The organism is Butyribacter sp., from assembly GCF_056818865.1.
Map to the genome: position 1 here is coordinate 35,323 of NZ_DBLYGC010000020.1, position 18,702 is coordinate 54,024.

An 18,702-nucleotide genomic window follows, 5' to 3' on the forward strand; every position below is an offset into this window, starting at 1 on the left:
TCACATGATATGCGGTAATGCTTGGTCAGTTTCCAAAAATCAAAAAAATTTTTGAAAAAGCAGAAATAGAGGATTTTTAGAAAATTGTAATTAAATATTTCCGTTGTGTATGTTATACTGTTATGTATGTGAAAATCTAAATAAAGTAAAAGTGAGGTATGTATGTTAAGAAAGAAAAGAAACAGCGCTCTAAAGATTGCTATAAGTCTTTTGCTCATTATGTCTCTTACAGGATGTTCCATTTCAGGAAAAGATAAGAAAGAAAGTACAACAAAGTCTCCGGCTGCCAGCGAAAAGGCGGTTGAAAAAGAAGGCATGGACAAAGAGGAGGCGTATGTTAAAGCAAGCGAATATATGAGAAACATGACGCTTGAAGAAAAAGTGGGTCAGTTATTTGTGGTGAACCTTGAACAGCTTGACAGCTCAAAAGGCAGTTATTTTGAGTGGAAAAAATGTTCAAAAAAGATGGCTGAGACTGTGAAAAAATACAGCATTGGCGGTGTTATTATGTTTTCGAGAAATATCGGTGCGAGAAAGCAGACAAAAAGTCTTATTAAAAAACTTCAGAATAACGCGCCTGTCCCTCTTTTTGTAACTGTGGATGAAGAGGGCGGTGATGTTGCGAGAATTGCAGGAAACCCCGATATGAAAACGACAAGCTTTCCGTCAATGGAAGAGGTTGGAAGCAAACAAAATACGGAATATGTTAAAAATATGGGCGAGACTATAGGAAACGACATAAAAAAACTTGGATTTAATGTTGATTTTGCACCTGTTGCCGATGTTAAGACAAGTGATTTGAATTTGGAAATCGGTTCAAGATCGTTTGGCTCAGACCCGGAAAAAGTTGCATCCATGGTCAAGGCATTTGTAAACGGAATACAGTCCACAAATGTTTCTGCAACACTGAAACACTTCCCGGGACAGGGTTCTTCAAAGGGTGATACCCATATCGAAAGTGTAAATATCGACAGCAGTATAGCGGCTCTTAGAAAGGTTGACTTTGTGCCTTTTGAGGAGGGAATAAAAGCAGGTGCGGATTTTGTCATGGTTTCGCATATTTCAGTCAGCAGAGTTACGGAGACGGCACAGCCGGCAAGTATGTCTGAACTTATCATGAAAACAATACTCAGAGAGGAACTCGGTTTTGAGGGAGTTATTATCACTGACGCTATGGATATGGCATCGATAACAGACGGGTATACATCTGCAGAAGCGGCACTTGGAGCTTTTGAGGCAGGTGCAGACATAATACTTATGCCGACGGATTTTGAGGAAGCTTATTATGCCATACTTGATGCAGTGAATTCAGGAGAGATAGAGTCTCAAAGAATTGATGATTCGGTGCAGAGAATACTTACGGTGAAGTTTATGAGAGGGATAATTCCTGCCGAGCAGGCAATACCTGTCAAGGAACAGACAGATATTCAAAAGATTGAGAACACGCAGAAAGCTGACGGAAAATGACAGGGTTAAAGATTAACTTGCGATTTTGTAAAAAATTGATATAATTATATTTGTGGTAATTGCGTTAAAATACAGAGCCGGAGGAAACAATGAATAACGAAACAAATTATTGCAGGGAAAAAAAGTCCTGTCAGAAGAGTGATTGCAAAGGTTGTCTTCTGAGAGGTATTGAGGAGCCTAAACTCGGAGAAGAGTGCGGAGTTTTTGGTATGTATGACCTTGATGGAAATGATGTAGCGTCATCTATCTATTACGGATTATTTGCATTACAGCATCGCGGACAGGAAAGCTGTGGTATTGCGGTAAGCAGAACGGATGGTCCACCAAGAAATTCAAACATATGTAAAGGAATGGGACTTGTCAATGAAGTCTTTAATGCTGAAAATCTTGAGAAGATGGCAGGTGACATCGGAGTAGGTCATGTGCGTTATTCGACAGCAGGTGCAAGTGTTGCTGAAAATACACAGCCGCTTGTTTTAAACTATATAAAGGGTACTCTTTCAATGGCACACAACGGAAATCTTGTAAATGCCGTTGAACTTAGGAGAGAACTTGAGATGAACGGAGCTATTTTCCAGACGAGTATAGACTCGGAAGTTATAGCATATCTCATAGCCAGAGAGAGATTGAAAGTCGGTAAGGTTGAGGAAGCTGTTAAGAATGCCATGCTCAAATTAAAAGGTGCATATTCTCTTGTTGTTGCAAGCCCGAGAAAACTTATCGGAGCGAGAGATCCATTTGGATTCAGACCTCTCTGTATAGGAAAGAGAGACAATGCTTATGTACTTTCGTCTGAATCGTGTGCACTTGACACGGTTGGAGCAGAGTTCGTAAGAGATGTGAAACCGGGAGAGATAGTAACCATTACGCAGGATGGTATTCAGTCTGATATGAGTCTTGCAGGAAAAAATACAGCCAAATGTATATTTGAGTATATTTATTTTGCAAGACCTGACAGTTACATAGACGGAATTTCAGTAAACAGCTCAAGAATTACAGCGGGAAGAATACTTGCTCAGACGCATCCGGCAGATGCAGATATAGTAGTCGGTGTACCCGAATCGGGAAATGCCGCAGCGATGGGATTTGCAATGGAATCAGGCATCCCTTACGGTGTAGCATTTGTAAAAAACAGCTATGTCGGCAGAACATTCATCAAACCGAAGCAGTCAGCCAGAGAATCAAGCGTAAGAGTGAAGCTTAACGCATTAAGAGAGGTTGTCAAGGGCAAGAGAGTTGTCATGATAGATGATTCTATCGTAAGAGGAACAACAAGTGCCAGAATCGTAAAGATGATAAAGGATGCCGGGGCAAAGGAAGTACATGTGCGTATAAGTTCACCTCCGTTTTTATATCCTTGTTACTTTGGAACTGATGTACCGTCAAGCGACCAGCTTATAGCATACAATCATTCAGTGGAACAGATATGCGAAATGATAGGTGCAGATTCACTCGGTTATCTTGACATTGACAGACTGAGTGAGCTTATATCAGGAGATATGGGATATTGTAATGCATGTTTCTCAGGAAACTATCCGGTAGAACCGCCTAAAGAGGATATAAGAGGAGATTTTGAAAAATAATAAAGTGTATAAAAGCACTATAGAGAAAGGAATAGAAGATATGAGTTACGATAAATACACAAGTCCGCTTTCAGAGAGATATGCAAGTAAGGAGATGCAGTACATTTTTTCTCCTGACAAAAAGTTTAAGACATGGAGAAAACTTTGGATTGCGCTTGCAGAAGCAGAAAATGAACTCGGACTCAAAAATGAGCATGGAGAGCCGGCAGTGACAAAAGAGCAGATTGATGAACTTAAAGCTCATGCCGATGATATAAATTATGATGTGGCAAAGCAGAGAGAAAAAGAAGTACGCCATGATGTTATGTCACATGTTTACGCATATGGAGTTCAGTGCCCTAATGCGGCAGGTATCATCCATCTTGGTGCTACATCATGTTATGTAGGTGACAATACAGATGTTATCATAATGACAGAAGGACTTAAACTTGTGAGAAAGAAACTTATCAATGTTATTGATGAACTTTCAAAATTTGCTGACAAGTATAAGAGCCAGCCGACACTTGCATTCACACATTTCCAGCCGGCACAGCCTACAACAGTAGGAAAGAGAGCGTCACTTTGGCTTCAGGAGTTTGTGATGGATCTTGAGGATGTGGAATATGTTCTTTCTACAATGAAACTTTTAGGCTCAAAAGGAACAACAGGAACCCAGGCAAGTTTCATGGAACTTTTTGACGGAGATGAGGAAAAAGTTAAAAAGTTAGATCAGATAATTGCAAACAAAATGGGATTTGAAAAGTGTTTTCCTGTTTCAGGACAGACATATTCACGTAAACTTGATACGCGTGTTTTAAATGTACTTGCGGGAATTGCGGCAAGTGCACATAAATTTTCAAATGATATAAGACTTCTCCAGCATCTTAAAGAGATTGAGGAGCCATTTGAAAAGAATCAGATAGGTTCATCAGCTATGGCATATAAGAGAAATCCTATGAGAAGTGAGCGTATAGCATCACTTTCAAGATATGTCATGTCAGATGTGACAAATACAATGTTTACATCAGCATGCCAGTGGTTTGAGAGAACACTTGATGACTCTGCCAACAAGAGAATAAGCGTACCGGAAGGATTCCTTGCAACAGACGGTATTCTTGACCTTGTACTCAATGTAGTTGACGGACTTGTTGTATATGACAAAGTTATTGAAAAACGTCTTATGTCAGAACTTCCGTTTATGGCAACAGAAAATATTATGATGGATTCAGTTAAAGCTGGTGGAAACAGACAGGAACTTCACGAAGAAATCCGTAAACTTTCTATGAAAGCCGGAGAAAACGTTAAGAAGTACGGAAAAGAAAACAATCTTCTTGAACTTATCGCTGATGATGACAAGTTCCCGGTAGGAATTGAAGAACTCAATGCGACGATGGATCCTTCTAAGTATGTCGGACGTTCAGCTTCACAGGTTACGGAATTTCTTGAAAATATCGTGAATCCTATATTAGAGGCAAACAAGGATATATTGGGTGTTAAGGCAGAAATAAATGTTTAATATAATTTGACAGGGCTTGCAAAGGTATGAATTGAAATAAAGACGGCAAGCAGAATGGAGGCTATATGGCAGCTAAGCGTATTTTGACTTCCAGAGCAGCTGAAAATATGGTTGTTGCTGATGATGTTTACACAACAGACGACAAACTTGTTATTCCGGAGGGCACAGTCCTTACGGAGGAGATAATCAAATCGCTTAAAGAATATGGAATATTTGCGATAAGGATAAAGGTTGACGAGGAAGATGGAAGCATTCCTTTGGAGGACGATTCAGAGGAAGAAGAGACAAAAGAGATAGTAGAAACTCCAAAAAGAAGAACTCAGGAAGAACAGCAGAATTATCTGAGACAGATAAAAGAGAGCAAAGAGTTTGAGGAGTTTCACAGTGCATTTATTGACAGTGTTGATAACCTTAAAAGTTTATTTAACAAAGTTGTTATGCACAATGAAGAAATTGACAGCAAGGCAATTCTTGAGGATGTTGAAAATGTTGTAGATAAGGGAAGAAACGGTATTCATATTCTTGACATGCTTCAATGCATGAGGGGTTATGATGATGTGACATATGTCCACAGTGTAAATGTTGCCATGCTCAGCAATATGATAGGAAGAACAGTGTATCCTGACATATCAAAAGAAGAACTTGATATACTTACACTGTCAGGACTTCTTCATGACATAGGCAAGATGATGGTTCCGGATAATATTATTCAGAAGAACGGAAGACTTACACTTCCTGAGTACAATGTTGTAAAGACACATGTACTTTTTGGAAATAATATTCTTAAGGGGCTCAAAAATTTAGACCCGAGAGTTGCAGAGGTTGCAATGCGTCATCATGAGAGATGTGACGGTACAGGCTATCCGGGAGGATACAGAAGAGAACAGATTGAACCGTTTGCAAGAATTGTTGCAATAGCTGACACATATGATGCGATGACTTCAGACAGAGTATACAGAGCAGCACTGTGTCCGTTTGATGTTATTCATATGTTTGAGCGTGAGGGTATTGTCAAATTTGATGTAGAGTTTTTACTTCCGTTTTTGGAAAAAGCTGTACAGGCTTACCTTAATACAGAGGTTAAACTTTCAACAAATGAGGTTGGCAAGGTAATAATGATAAATCACAATGAATATTCAAAACCTGTTGTGCAGGTTGGAAATGAATTTTATGATTTATCAAAGGAATCAAGTGATATTGTTATAGATAAGGTCTTGATATAATTCCGCAAATTAGGTATAATCCATTGTGGTCTTATAAATAAGACATACAGTATCGTAAATATATGGTGTCATACATACAATGACAGAATGGAGGAATTTTATGGTTACAGCTATCGTAGGTGCTAACTGGGGAGATGAAGGTAAGGGTAAGATTACTGATATGCTTGGCGAAGAGTCAGATATCATCGTACGCTTCCAAGGTGGAAGTAATGCAGGTCATACTATCATAAATGACTATGGAAAATTTGCATTACATTTACTTCCATCAGGTGTATTTTATGATCATACTACAAGTATAATCGGTAATGGAGTTGCCTTGAATATCCCATATTTATTTAATGAAATAAATGAATTGACTAAAAGAGGTGTGCCACAGCCAAAAATCCTCGTATCTGACAGAGCACAGATTCTTATGCCATATCATATAGCATTTGATGAGTATGAGGAAGAGAGACTTGGAAAGAAATCATTCGGTTCAACTAAGTCAGGAATAGCACCATTTTATTCAGATAAATACGCAAAGATTGGTATTCAGGTATCAGAACTTTTCCAGGATGATGATGCACTTAAAGAAAAGATTGAGAGAATCTGCGTACAGAAAAATGTTATACTTAAACATTTATACAACAAACCTGAACTTGATCAGGCAGAAATCTTAGATACACTTCACCAGTACAGAGATATGGTAGCACCATATGTATGTGATGTATCAGCATTCTTAAGAAAAGCAATCAAAGAAGGAAAAAATGTACTTTTAGAGGGACAGCTTGGCTCTCTTAAAGACCCGGATCACGGAATTTATCCTATGGTTACATCATCTTCAACACTTGCAGCATATGGAGCGATAGGCGCAGGAATTCCTCCATATGAGATTAAGAGAATCGTTACTGTAGTTAAGGCTTATTCAAGTGCTGTCGGAGCAGGTGAATTTGTAAGTGAGATTCTTGATGAGGAAGAGGCAGATAAGCTTCGTAAACACGGCGGAGACGGCGGAGAGTACGGAGCAACAACAGGACGTCCACGTCGTATGGGATGGTTTGATGCTGTTGCTACACGTTACGGCTGTGAGATACAGGGTGCAACAGAAGTTGTTCTCACTGTACTTGACTGTCTTGGATATCTTAAAGAGATTCCGGTATGTGTAGGTTATGAGATTGACGGAGAAGTTGTAAAAGATTTCCCTGTTACAACAAAACTTGCAAAAGCAAAGCCTGTATATAAAGTTCTTCCAGGATGGAATTGCGATATAGGCGGCATAAAGGAATATGACAAACTTCCTAAAGAGTGCAGAGATTATATTGAATTTATCGAAAAAGAAATAGGTGTTCCAATTAAGATGGTATCAAACGGACCAAAGAGACATGATATCATTCACAGGAAATAATCTCAAAGTAAATATGATGCAATGGAGCAATCCGTGGCATTAGTATAAATATATACGGGTTAGTTGATTTTCGAGTACATTAAGATGTTTTTGAAAAACGATTAGCCCGTATAGCTTTAAATGGAAAGGAAACAATGAACTACGGTAAAAAAGAAATTGACAGAAAAATTAAAACTTTAAATTCGTCCAAAAGAAAAGTTTTAAATAAGATAAAGCTTAATTTAAAAATTATTGTTGTTATTGTTATTCTTACGTCTGTGCTGTGTACGGCATTCAGCGTAGTGGGCGTTGTGAGGGGACTTGCAGACAGTGCACCAAAAATAAGTGAGGAGAGCATGATTCCGGACGGGTATCCGTCTACGGTGTATGATTCAAACGGAAACAAAATCCAGACACTTATGGGTTCAAATGCGAATCGTGTGTACAAAAAGATTGAAGATATTCCGATATGTGTGCAAAATGCATTTATTGCAATAGAAGATGCGAGGTTTTATAAGCATAGCGGAGTTGACCTTCAGGGAATTATAAGAGCATTGTATTCTTCTTTGTCTGATGAGAAAATGACGCAGGGAGCAAGTACGATTACCCAGCAGTTATTGAAAAACCAGATTTTCGGTGGCGGAAATGAAAAAACTTTTTTCGGCAAATTATCAAGGAAGATACAGGAACAGTGTCTTGCTATCAGACTTGAAAATAATATAGGCAAAAAAAAGATTCTTGAATATTATCTTAATACAATAAATTTAGGACAGAATACGATGGGAGTGGAGACTGCCAGCAGAAGATATTTTAACAAATCAGTATCAAAACTGAATGTATCTGAAGCTGCGGTTTTGGCAGGAATTACGCAAAATCCGACGGAGTATAATCCTATTACAAACCAGCAGAACAATGAGGCAAAAAGAAAAATTGTGTTGAAAAACATGCTCGACCAGAAATATATAACAGAGGATGAGTATGAGGATGCGCTTGGTGATGATGTATACAGTAGAATCAAAAGTGTAAATGAGCAGAAGATTTCAGGCAAAAGCATGATTAATTCTTACTATGTCGATGCTGTTATAGATAACGTAATAAGTGATCTGAAACAGAAACTCGGCTACACGGAAACACAGGCATACAATGCGATATACAGAAAGGGACTCAAGATATATACATGTCAGGACGGAGCACTTCAGAAGATATGTGATGATGTAATAAATGATGATAAATATTATCCTAAGGGAACAAAGTCGTATCTTTCTTATGAGCTCAATGTGGTAAAAGCTGACAAAGACGTGGTTCAGTATACGGAGAGAGATTTAAAATCATTTTTAATCGATTCACATATAAAAAATTCTAGCCTTTATTTTAAAAGCAAAAAGACTGCAAAAAAATATATAAAAAGATTTAAAAAGAAAATGCTTGGAAAAGGTGACAGGATTTCAAGTGAAATAATCAACTTTATAAAACAGCCTCAGGCATCGTTTGTTCTTATGGAGCAGGATACAGGAAAAGTAAGAGCGATAGTAGGAGGACGAGGTGAAAAGAAGGCGAACAGGACTCTTAACAGAGCAACGTACTCAAAGAGACAGCCGGGTTCAACCTTTAAAGTTTTATCCACATATCTTCCGGCACTTGATACATGTGGAATGACACTGGCGGATGTTATGGACGATGCACCTTTCAGATATCCGGGAACAAACAAAAAGGTTAAGGATTGGGATTCATCGGGTTATAAAGGACTTACCTCGCTTAGACAGGGTATAGTCGATTCGGTAAATGTAGTTACAGTAAAGACATTTCAGAAAGTAACGCCGCAGACCGGTTTTGATTATCTCTTAAATCTTGGCTTTACAACACTCGTTGACAGGAGAGAAAGCACCGATGGCAGAATATATACGGATATCCAGCTGCCTACGGCACTTGGCGGACTGACAGACGGAGTGACTAACAGTGAACTTACAGCGGCATATGCAGCTATAGCAAACGGAGGAAAATATATAAAACCGGTTTACTATACGAAAATTGTTGACAGTAAAGGAAAAGTTTTACTGAAAAATAATTCTTACGGAAAAAGGATTATGAAAGAAAGTACGGCATGGCTTCTTACAGATGCCATGAAAGAAGTTATAAGCGACGGAACAGGAAAAGCGGCGGCATTTAAGCATATAAAAATGTCTCAGGCAGGAAAGACAGGAACGACATCCGACAATACGGATTTTTGGTTTGAAGGATACACTCCTTATTATACCGCAGGAATATGGATGGGATATGATTCAATGTTTAACCAGAGCCAGGGAAGTGCGCATAAACAGATGTGGTCAGCTATAATGGAGAAAGTTCACAAGTACAAAAAATTGAAAGATAAGAGTTTTAAGATGCCGATAGATATAGTAGCGAGAAATATATGTAAAAAGTGCGGAAAACTTGCAATAACGGGACTATGTGACAAAGCACTTGACGGCAATGATATAAAGCTTGAATATTTTGCTAAGGGAACGCAGCCAAAAGAAAGTTGTGACTGCCATGTAAAATACTCATTTTCAGGGACAACAGGAAAGCTGTTGAGCAGCACCTCTGACAGTGCAAATGTGAAAATTTATCTTAAAAAAGATGAATCATCATATACTGAGGCAACAAAAGATACACCGTATATAATCCCTAACATGCTGAAATAAAATCTACATGTCCCTGCATCCAGATAATGCCCTTGAAGCGACGGCCTATCATAGGTTCTCCTTCAAGGTCTTTTCTGTTTATGGCAATATTTAATACAACATCATTGCAGTTTATAAGCAGTTGGAATACATCTTCATTTGTGTATGGATTGGTTGTAAGTGACCAGTTTAAAATAGTGCCGATAATCATGTAATTGTCAGATTCTGAGCCGTATGGAATAAAGCTTGATTCGACAATCGAGTATAAATCTTCAGTCATAATTCTCTTGCCAAGTCTTCCGGACAAATCTATCTCGTCAAGTGTAAGACTGTCAATGGCATCCTGGTCGCCCTCTTTTGCCTGTAATAATAACTGGCGTTTCATGCGTGTCTCACGATTGCTTCTATTGATGCTTTCAGCTGTTTTTTGTATTCCGAGAAGAATGCGGCCTTCAAGAGAAAGTCCTGAAAGTGCAAGGTTGGCACGATGAGGTGTGTTGTCCGTAAATTTAAGTTTCATATAATCTATAGAATTCTGAAGATAAAAAATAACGGAAACAGCCATGCGTATATCGTCACACATACCGGTATAAGCATTTGTGTCTACACGTTTATTTATGGTGACATCAGTGCGCATTGTGATGAGAGAGCTGCTGCAATACGGAAAATAATGGTCAACGTGAAAAAAGCCGAGTTTGTCATATTCTCCGCGGATGGTTAAACCTGTATTATGTGCAAATTCATGACTGAGCTCAGTCATTTTTCTGCCATCTCCGGATAAAATCTGTTTGCTTACGGACGGTTTATCCATAGAAATACCAATGAGTTTATCCATATCCTGTTTTGATGAAATATTGCTGAAACCGACAGCTCTTAAAAATCTATGCATAAATTTTTACCTCATTTATTTAGTGTAATCCTATAATACTACATGACCGGTGAAGCTACAAGTAACATTGTTTCAATTTGCCTAATTTCTTGTAAAAAAATGTGATTTAGGATATAATCTATAATATGTGCGCTTACAAATAAAAATTAAAATGTTTCAGCACGTGGAAACGAGGATAAAGAGATATGTAATATTTACCCGGAGGTTAATATGAGTAAAATTGCGATTATAACAGATAGTAACAGTGGTATAAATTTTGAGGCTGGAAAAGAAATCGGAGTTAGGGTTTTACCTATGCCATTTCTTATTGACGGAAAGACATATTATGAGGAGATAAGTCTTTCACAGACTGAGTTTTTTGAAAAACTTGAGAGTGATGTTGATATATCTACATCACAGCCTTCGCCTGAGAGCGTTATGAAAATATGGGATGATGCACTTGAAGAAGCGGATGAGGTTGTATATATACCTATGTCCAGCGGACTTTCAAGTTCATGTCATACTGCGCTTATGCTAGCGGACGACTATGAAGGAAAAGTTCAGGTAGTAGACAATCAGAGAATATCAGTTACACAGCGTCAGTCGGTTCTTGATGCTTTGGAACTTGCAAAAAGAGGACTTACGGCAGCACAGATAAAAGAGGAACTTGAGAGAGCGAAGTTTGAGTCAAGCATATATATTATGCTTGATACGCTTAAATATTTAAAGAAAGGCGGAAGAATCACTCCCGCAGCTGCAGCACTTGGTTCGGCACTCAGATTAAAACCTGTACTTACGATTCAGGGAGAAAAGCTTGACGCATTTGCTATTGCAAAGACGAAAAAACAGGGTGTCAAAAAAATGCTTTCTGCAATTGAAGATGACATAAATAGCAGATTTGGAGGTGTGGACCATATGGAAAACATACATATGGAGATTGCACATACAAAAAATCCAGAGGCGGCAGAAGAGTTAAGACAGCAGATAATTGAAAAATTTGGGGTTAAGCAGGTAGACCTTTATCCGCTTTCACTCAGCATTGCGTGTCATATAGGACCGGGTTCATTGGCAGTTGCATGTTCAAAAGTTATTTGAATTTGACGACTTTTAGTTAGGTAAATCGTTTATGTAAAATGGAGGGGATTGACAGATGAATTATATCGAACAACTCGGTGAAGCTGCAAAAAAATCAAAAAAGAGTATTGCAACGGCATCGACAGCAAAGAAAAATGAAATTCTTGAAAAAATAGCACAGAATTTGAGAAAAAATATTGATGTTATACTTAGTGAAAATGAAAAAGATACGGCGATGGCGAAAGAAAACGGTATAACAGATGCCATGGTTGACAGATTGCGTCTTACACCTGAAAGGATAAATGACATAGCAGATGCATGTATTTATCTGACGCGATTAAATGACCCTGTAGGTGAGGTTATCGAGGGATACACAAGACCAAATGGAATGAGAATCACAAAGACAAGAGTTCCGATGGGTGTCATTGGTATTATATTTGAGTCAAGACCGAATGTTACAGTGGATGCGGCAACTCTCTGCATAAAAAGCGGAAATGCAGCTATACTCAGAGGTGGAAAAGAGGCTATAAATTCAAACAAAATTCTTATGGATATAATGAGAACTTCGGTAGAAGAGTGTGGTATTCAAAAAGATATAATTCAGCTTGTCGAGGATACTTCAAGGGAAAGCTCGAATCAGATGATGAAGGCAAACGGTTATATTGATGTACTTATTCCGAGAGGCGGAAAAGGACTTATAAAAGCTGTAGTTGAAAATGCAACTGTGCCTGTTATAGAAACAGGAAGCGGTAATTGTCATATTTATATAGATGAAAGTGCTGATATAGACATGGCTGTATCAGTGACAAATAATGGAAAAACACAGCGTCCAAGTGTATGCAATGCACTTGAGACATGCCTTGTACATAAATCAGCTGCAAAGGAGTTTCTTCCAAAGCTCATGGATGAGTTTAAAAAGTTTGATGTAGATGTAAGAGGATGTGACAGAACGAGAGAAATACTCGGAGATGGCATAAAAAAAGCCACAGAGCTTGACTATGCCACAGAGTTTGATGATTATATAATGGCTGTGAAAGTTGTAGATGATATAGATGAAGCTATTGAGCACATATCAAAGTATTCTACGGGACATTCAGAATGCATAATCACAAACAATCTTAAAAATGCCGAAAAGTTCCAAAGGGAGATTGACAGTGCATGCGTATATGTAAACTGTTCGACAAGATTTACGGACGGAGGCGAATTTGGATTTGGAGCTGAGATAGGAATATCAACACAGAGGCTTCATGCAAGAGGTCCTATGGGACTTAGGGAACTTACGACAATGAAGTATCTTATAAATGGAGATGGACAGATAAGAAAATAATTTAAGAAAGAACAGGATAATAGGATGGAATTGAAAATTGAAAAACTTGTTAAAAGTTTTGAAGAAAAGAGTGTTATTAAGGGAGCAGAGTATTCTTTTGAAAAAGGAAAGATATATGGTCTGCTTGGAAGAAACGGAGCCGGAAAAACAACATTGTTTAACTGCATAAGCGGTGAGATGGATTTTGACAGCGGAAAAATATATATTCAGGATGAAGAAAACAATGAAAGCATGGATTATGAAAAGATAGGATATGTTTATTCAACACCTATACTTCCGGAATTTTTGACGGGCTATGAGTTTATAAAATTTTTTACTGACATAAACAAAAAGAAAATAAAAAATATTAAAACACCGGAAGAATATGCGGACATGGTTTGTCTTGAAAGAAGTGACCTTGACAAACTGATAAAAGGTTATTCGCATGGGATGAAAAACAAGATGCAGATGCTTGCGACAATTATTGCAAGTCCTGATATTATTCTTCTCGATGAACCACTTACTTCACTTGATGTTGTTGCTGCACATGAGATGAAGGAAATGCTCATGGATATGAAAAAAGATCATATCATCATATTTTCTACACATATACTTCAGCTTGCGAAGGATTTATGTGATGAGATAGTGCTGCTTCACGGAGGAAAATTATCAGGTGTGGCAGAAGAGGTTTACCACAGTACGGATTTTGAAGAAAAACTTATGGAGATGCTCAGTTCAGATGCAGATATAAGCGATGATGTTAAAGAAAATCCAGTTGATACTATAATGGAAATAGGCAGGACAGTAAAACAGCCGGACATTCAGACCACAGATACGGATTATGACCCGTATGATTATGATTAGGAAGAGTGCAGAACTATTTATCAGATAGTGAAGGGGGAGTCTGAATGTTTGAGTTGATGTATCAGCAGATGCAGATATCATATGCTGAAAAAATAAACAGATTTATATATACTATTAAAAGAATACCGTTTTTTGGAAAATACATACCGGAAGAATTTTATGCAAGAATATCATTAAAAAGAACACTTGCTGTATTTATAGGAATTTTGTCATTGATTGAAGATATATTTTATAAGTTTATCTATTTTTTTGGTGCAGTTCTTATGGAAGTGATTATAATTGCTGCTAAGTTAGAGGAGGATAAATTTGTTTTTGATGAAGCCGGAATTATGATATTCTGGATATTTTTCTTTATGAACTTTCTGCTTGGTTCATTTGTGAACAGCAGAATATGTGCATGTGATGAAAATGATTATCTTATGGTGGGACTTTTGAGAATAGATGCCAGAAAATATTTTCTGATAAAGATGTTTAAGTCTCAGATAACGCAGATTATATATTACACGGTGTTTATGCTTGTGGCACAGCATATATTTGATGGAAATATAAAAACGACACTTCTTTATATGTCAGGATTTGCAGCATTTCGTTTTATAGGGGAAGCTTTAAGACTGTATTTAAATGACAGGTTTGGAATGCCATTTACAGATAAAAATAAGGTGTTGAATGTTTTATATAATGCTTATGTCGGAATAATGCTTTTTGCTGCATATGGGATTCCTTTTATACTGCTGTTCACAAAATATGTGCTCGAATATAATGTAGCAGTATTTCCGGATATATCTGTTATAGCTGCCAATCCTGCATTCCTTTCAGCATCAGTTATGCTTGCGATTGCATCGATAAGATATATTGTGACTTACAAAAATTATCCGTTTGTTGCAAAGAGACTTGCAGGATTTAATACGATAATGCAGCAGAAAACCGTCGCAGAGAATGTCTCAAAAGTCAATAAAGATGTTGAGGCAGATGATCTTACGGAAAAAGAGACAGGTAAAAGAATTTTTGAAGAAAAACAGGGATATGAATATCTTAATGCGATATTTTTTGAGAGACATAAAAGGATATTTTCAAAGCCAAGAAAGATAAAGACTGTTATATCATTTATTCTGATGGCTGCCGGTATAGTGGCAATTTTTATATTCAAGGCAGGTTCGACGGCAAAGGAATTTAATGCATTTGCAGATGATTTATGGAAAGCAATGGATAATATAATAACAATTCTGGTATTTATTATGTATTGCATAACATCAGGAAGAAATATAACAAAGGCATTGTTTTATAATTGTGACCATAGTCTTTTGAAATACGGATATTACAGAAAACCGGAAGCTATTTTGAAAAATTTTAGGATAAGGCTCAGGTTTATGCTGAAAAATGAGCTTCCAATGGTTTTGGTTTTATGTGTAGGATTTGTAATAGATACATTCCTGCTTGGCAAGATTGACCAGTGGGCGAAGCTTCTGTCAATAATAGGATGCATAGTATTGTTAAGTATTTTTTACTCAGTGATGTATTTGTGTATGTACTATATATTCCAGCCATACACAGAGGGTGGAAAGGAGACGGGAGTCGGATATTCGATATGTAAAGGCGTGATATATATCGCATCGTATTCTTGTTTACAGATAGACACGATTCCACAGTATTTCGTAAGCATAGTTCTGGTGGTAACAGTTGCAGGTCTTATCGCAGGTTATGCACTTGCGTATCTTATGGCACCTAAGCATTTTGTACTGAAATAGCTTATCATTAGTTATATATGAAAATGATATGGGAAAGGGAGTAATAATGGCTAGAAATAAAAAATACTACTTGAATGTGATATTTATGGCAGTGCTTTTGGCGGCAGTATTTTATGTGCTTTTAAAAGATCAGGATTTAAATGACATATTAAATGCGATGAAGGGTGCAAAGAAGTTTGATATGGTTCTTTCAATGCTTGCGGCACTTGTCTATGTGATAATGGAGGGATTTTCCATGCAGATAATACTTTATTCTCTCGATTTCAAAAAACAGGGATTAAGGTGTATCAAATATTCATTTATAGGGTTTTTCTTTAATGCGATCACACCGTCAGCATCGGGCGGACAGCCAATGCAGGTTTACTATATGCATGAAGAAGGGATAAATGCGGGGGCATCTTCCGTGACACTTCTTTTCTGGACTATAATATATAAAGTAGTCCTTGTGGTATTTGAACTGTATGTATTTTTATTTCATTTTAATTTTGCCGTAAAATATATCGGCGGATATATGTGGCTGTTTATTGTCGGAATGGCAGTAAATGTGATTTCGATAGTTTTGTATTCCATAATAGTTTTTTCAAAGACGGGTGCAAAAAAACTCGCTTATATGGGAACAACACTGTTACATAAAATAAGGATAGTGAGACATAAGGAAAAAGCAGAGAAAAAACTTGATGCTCTTTTGGAGTCATATAAAGATGGTGCAGAGTATATGCGTACTCATGGGAAGGTTGCCGTTGTTGTATTTTTTACAACCTGTGTACAGAGAATTTCATATTTTGCCGTGACGTGGTTTGTTTATACGGCATTAGGCGGAAAAGGCTTTTCGGTATTGGAGATTATTATGCTTCAGAGCTTTGTATCTGTATGCATAGATATACTTCCATTTCCGGGTGGAGTAGGTGCAAATGAAGGATTTTTTGTGGCTCTTTTTGCACCTGTTATGGGACACAGCATGGCTGTATCTGCAATGCTTCTCAGCAGAGGATCAAGTTTTTATGTGTTAGTTATAGTAAGTGCGGCAGTATCAATGTTTGCACAATTTCAGAATGTACGGAGGAGTAAATGTCAGAATACAAAATAGTTTATGAAGGCGGAACAGGAGAAATTGTTGAAAAAAAATCAAGATTTATAGCAAATGTTTTTAAAGTGGAGAGTGAGGATGAAGCTCTTGAAATTATAGAACAGACAAGAAAAAAATATTGGGATGCAAGGCACAATTGTTTTGCGTATATCATTGGTGAAAACGGTCAGACGAAAAGGTGCAGTGACGACAAGGAACCGCAGGGGACGGCAGGAAAGCCGATACTTGAAGTGATTGAAGGTGCAGGAATAATAAACATTCTTGTCATTGTCACAAGATATTTTGGAGGAACGCTGCTTGGCACGGGAGGGCTTGTAAGAGCATATTCCGGAGCGACGAAAGAGGGGATTGCAAACAGCAGCATTATCACTAAGGAGCAGGGAAAGAAATTTGTGGTTGACACAGATTATAATGGTGTAGGCAAATTGCAGTATATTGCTGCAAACATGCAGATAACGATAATGGATACACAGTATACAGATAAGGTTATAATGACACTTATAGTACCGCTTGATAAATGTGAGGAACTAAAGAAAAAGATTGTTGAAGCAACGGCGGGCAAGGCAGAGATTAATGACGATGAAAAAATTTATTTTGCAATGCTTGACGGTGAGCCGGTAATCTTTTAGAAAGGCAGTAAGTTAATGGATTTATTTGAATATATGCGGGAACAGAGCAAAGAAGATGAATCGCCTCTTGCATCAAGGCTTAGACCAAAGACGCTTGATGAAGTGGTTGGGCAACAGCATATTATCGGAAAAGGAAAACTTCTGTATCGTGCCATAAAAGCAGACAAACTTGGTTCAATAATATTTTACGGACCTCCGGGAACCGGAAAGACAACACTTGCAAAAGTTATTGCAAATACTACAAGTGCTGAATTTTTACAGATAAATGCGACAAGTGCCGGAAAAAAGGATATGGAAGAAGTTATTGAGAAGGCAAAAAACAATGCCGGCATGTATGGAAAAAAAACTATTCTTTTTGTTGATGAGATTCATAGATTTAACAAAGGGCAGCAGGATTATCTGCTTCCGTTTGTCGAGGACGGTACTATTATTTTGATAGGCGCAACAACAGAAAATCCATATTTTGAAGTGAACGGCGCTCTTATATCAAGGTCGAGGATATTTGAATTAAAATCATTACAGACAAAAGATATAAAAGAACTTATTCTAAGAGCAGTCAATGACAAAGAAAGAGGCATGGGTTCATATAATGCAAAAATAGATGATGATGCCCTTGAATTTCTTGCGGATATGGCAAACGGAGATGCGAGAGCAGCGTTAAATGCAATTGAGCTTGGAATACTTACAACCGACAGAGGTGAGGATGGTATTATTCATATAACACTTGAAGTTGCAGGAGAATGTATTCAGAAAAGACCGGTAAGATATGATAAAACGGGTGATAATCATTACGATACAATATCAGCATTTATAAAAAGCATGAGAGGTTCAGACCCCGATGCAGCCGTTTATTATCTTGCAAGGATGCTGTATGCGGGTGAAGATGTAAAGTTTATTGCGAGAAGAATAATGATATGTGCGGCTGAGGATGTATCAAATGCCGACCCGCAGGCACTTGTCGTAGCAGTAAGTGCCGCACAGGCAGTTGAGAGACTCGGAATGCCTGAGGGAAGGATAGTGCTCGCACAGGCAGCGGCATATGTGGCATCTGCACCGAAGAGTAATTCGGCAATAATGGCTATAGATGATGCGATGGCATCTGTTCAGAATGAGAAGATAAGCGGAGTGCCAAATCATCTTAAAGATGCACACTACAAGAGTGCAGGAAAACTTGGCCATGGCAATGGTTATAAATATGCGCATGATTATCCAAATCATTATGTAGAGCAGCAATATCTTCCGGATGAACTTGTTGGAAGAAAATTTTATGTACCGTCGGAAAATGGCTATGAGAAGAATATCAGAGAATACTTTGATAAAATAAAGAATTAGGTTTTC

Annotated in this window: 14 protein-coding genes; 13 read left to right on the forward strand and 1 reads right to left on the reverse strand. The window is 37.7% G+C overall.

Annotated elements, in window-relative coordinates; genetic code table 11:
* Positions 1 to 162 precede the first annotated feature (162 nt).
* The 6 genes from ACZLXV_RS10105 to ACZLXV_RS10130 all read left to right on the forward strand — a co-directional run bounded on the left by ACZLXV_RS10105 (position 163) and on the right by ACZLXV_RS10130 (position 9,812).
* On the forward strand, positions 163 to 1,467 hold the full coding sequence (locus ACZLXV_RS10105) for a glycoside hydrolase family 3 protein (RefSeq protein WP_482383323.1): 1,305 nt from the start codon (positions 163 to 165) through the stop codon (positions 1,465 to 1,467).
* A gap of 89 nt (positions 1,468 to 1,556) precedes the next feature.
* The gene (gene purF, locus ACZLXV_RS10110; protein WP_482383324.1) at positions 1,557 to 3,050 is read left to right on the forward strand and encodes an amidophosphoribosyltransferase; all 1,494 of its coding nucleotides are present in this window, start codon (positions 1,557 to 1,559) and stop codon (positions 3,048 to 3,050) included.
* Between the two features lie 40 nt (positions 3,051 to 3,090).
* Positions 3,091 to 4,545, forward strand: coding sequence for an adenylosuccinate lyase (gene purB, locus ACZLXV_RS10115; RefSeq protein ID WP_367335840.1), 1,455 nt, complete (start codon positions 3,091 to 3,093; stop codon positions 4,543 to 4,545).
* Positions 4,546 to 4,610: 65 nt separating this feature from the next.
* Positions 4,611 to 5,768 (forward strand): HD-GYP domain-containing protein, encoded by a 1,158-nt coding sequence (locus tag ACZLXV_RS10120; protein WP_022223588.1) that lies wholly within the window; start codon positions 4,611 to 4,613, stop codon positions 5,766 to 5,768.
* A 100-nt stretch (positions 5,769 to 5,868) separates the two neighbouring features.
* Positions 5,869 to 7,152, forward strand: a complete 1,284-nt coding sequence (locus ACZLXV_RS10125; RefSeq protein ID WP_022223589.1) for an adenylosuccinate synthase — start codon at positions 5,869 to 5,871, stop codon at positions 7,150 to 7,152.
* A 134-nt stretch (positions 7,153 to 7,286) separates the two neighbouring features.
* Positions 7,287 to 9,812: a transglycosylase domain-containing protein gene (locus tag ACZLXV_RS10130; RefSeq protein WP_482383325.1), complete on the forward strand. Its 2,526-nt coding sequence runs from the start codon at positions 7,287 to 7,289 to the stop codon at positions 9,810 to 9,812.
* Here ACZLXV_RS10130 and ACZLXV_RS10135 read toward each other — a convergent pair.
* The gene (locus ACZLXV_RS10135; protein ID WP_022223591.1) at positions 9,796 to 10,680 is read right to left on the reverse strand and encodes a DUF3881 family protein; all 885 of its coding nucleotides are present in this window, start codon (positions 10,678 to 10,680) and stop codon (positions 9,796 to 9,798) included. The two genes, ACZLXV_RS10130 and ACZLXV_RS10135, sit on opposite strands and share 17 nt — an antisense overlap.
* A 210-nt stretch (positions 10,681 to 10,890) precedes the next feature.
* On the opposite strand from ACZLXV_RS10135, the gene ACZLXV_RS10140 reads away from it, so the two are divergent.
* The 7 genes from ACZLXV_RS10140 to ACZLXV_RS10170 are packed head-to-tail and all read left to right on the forward strand — an operon-like array spanning position 10,891 to position 18,696.
* Positions 10,891 to 11,754 carry a DegV family protein gene (locus tag ACZLXV_RS10140; RefSeq protein ID WP_022223592.1) on the forward strand — a complete coding sequence of 288 codons (864 nt, stop codon included), beginning with the start codon at positions 10,891 to 10,893 and terminating at the stop codon, positions 11,752 to 11,754.
* 55 nt (positions 11,755 to 11,809) lie between these two features.
* Complete coding sequence (locus tag ACZLXV_RS10145) at positions 11,810 to 13,060, forward strand: glutamate-5-semialdehyde dehydrogenase (protein ID WP_482383326.1); 1,251 nt, start codon at positions 11,810 to 11,812, stop codon at positions 13,058 to 13,060.
* Between the two features lie 24 nt (positions 13,061 to 13,084).
* Positions 13,085 to 13,903 (forward strand): ABC transporter ATP-binding protein, encoded by an 819-nt coding sequence (locus ACZLXV_RS10150; protein WP_482383327.1) that lies wholly within the window; start codon positions 13,085 to 13,087, stop codon positions 13,901 to 13,903.
* 44 nt (positions 13,904 to 13,947) lie between these two features.
* Entirely contained in the window at positions 13,948 to 15,648 is a 1,701-nt protein-coding gene (locus ACZLXV_RS10155; protein ID WP_482383328.1) for a hypothetical protein, read from the forward strand.
* Positions 15,649 to 15,694: 46 nt separating this feature from the next.
* A complete protein-coding gene (locus ACZLXV_RS10160) occupies positions 15,695 to 16,735 on the forward strand; it encodes a lysylphosphatidylglycerol synthase transmembrane domain-containing protein (protein ID WP_022224717.1) in 1,041 nt (346 codons plus the stop codon).
* Positions 16,717 to 17,364 (forward strand): YigZ family protein, encoded by a 648-nt coding sequence (locus ACZLXV_RS10165; protein WP_482383329.1) that lies wholly within the window; start codon positions 16,717 to 16,719, stop codon positions 17,362 to 17,364. The genes ACZLXV_RS10160 and ACZLXV_RS10165 overlap by 19 nt, the downstream gene beginning before the upstream one ends.
* Before the next feature lie 15 nt (positions 17,365 to 17,379).
* Complete coding sequence (locus tag ACZLXV_RS10170; RefSeq protein ID WP_022224715.1) at positions 17,380 to 18,696, forward strand: AAA family ATPase; 1,317 nt, start codon at positions 17,380 to 17,382, stop codon at positions 18,694 to 18,696.
* The last annotated feature ends 6 nt before the right edge of the window (positions 18,697 to 18,702 follow it).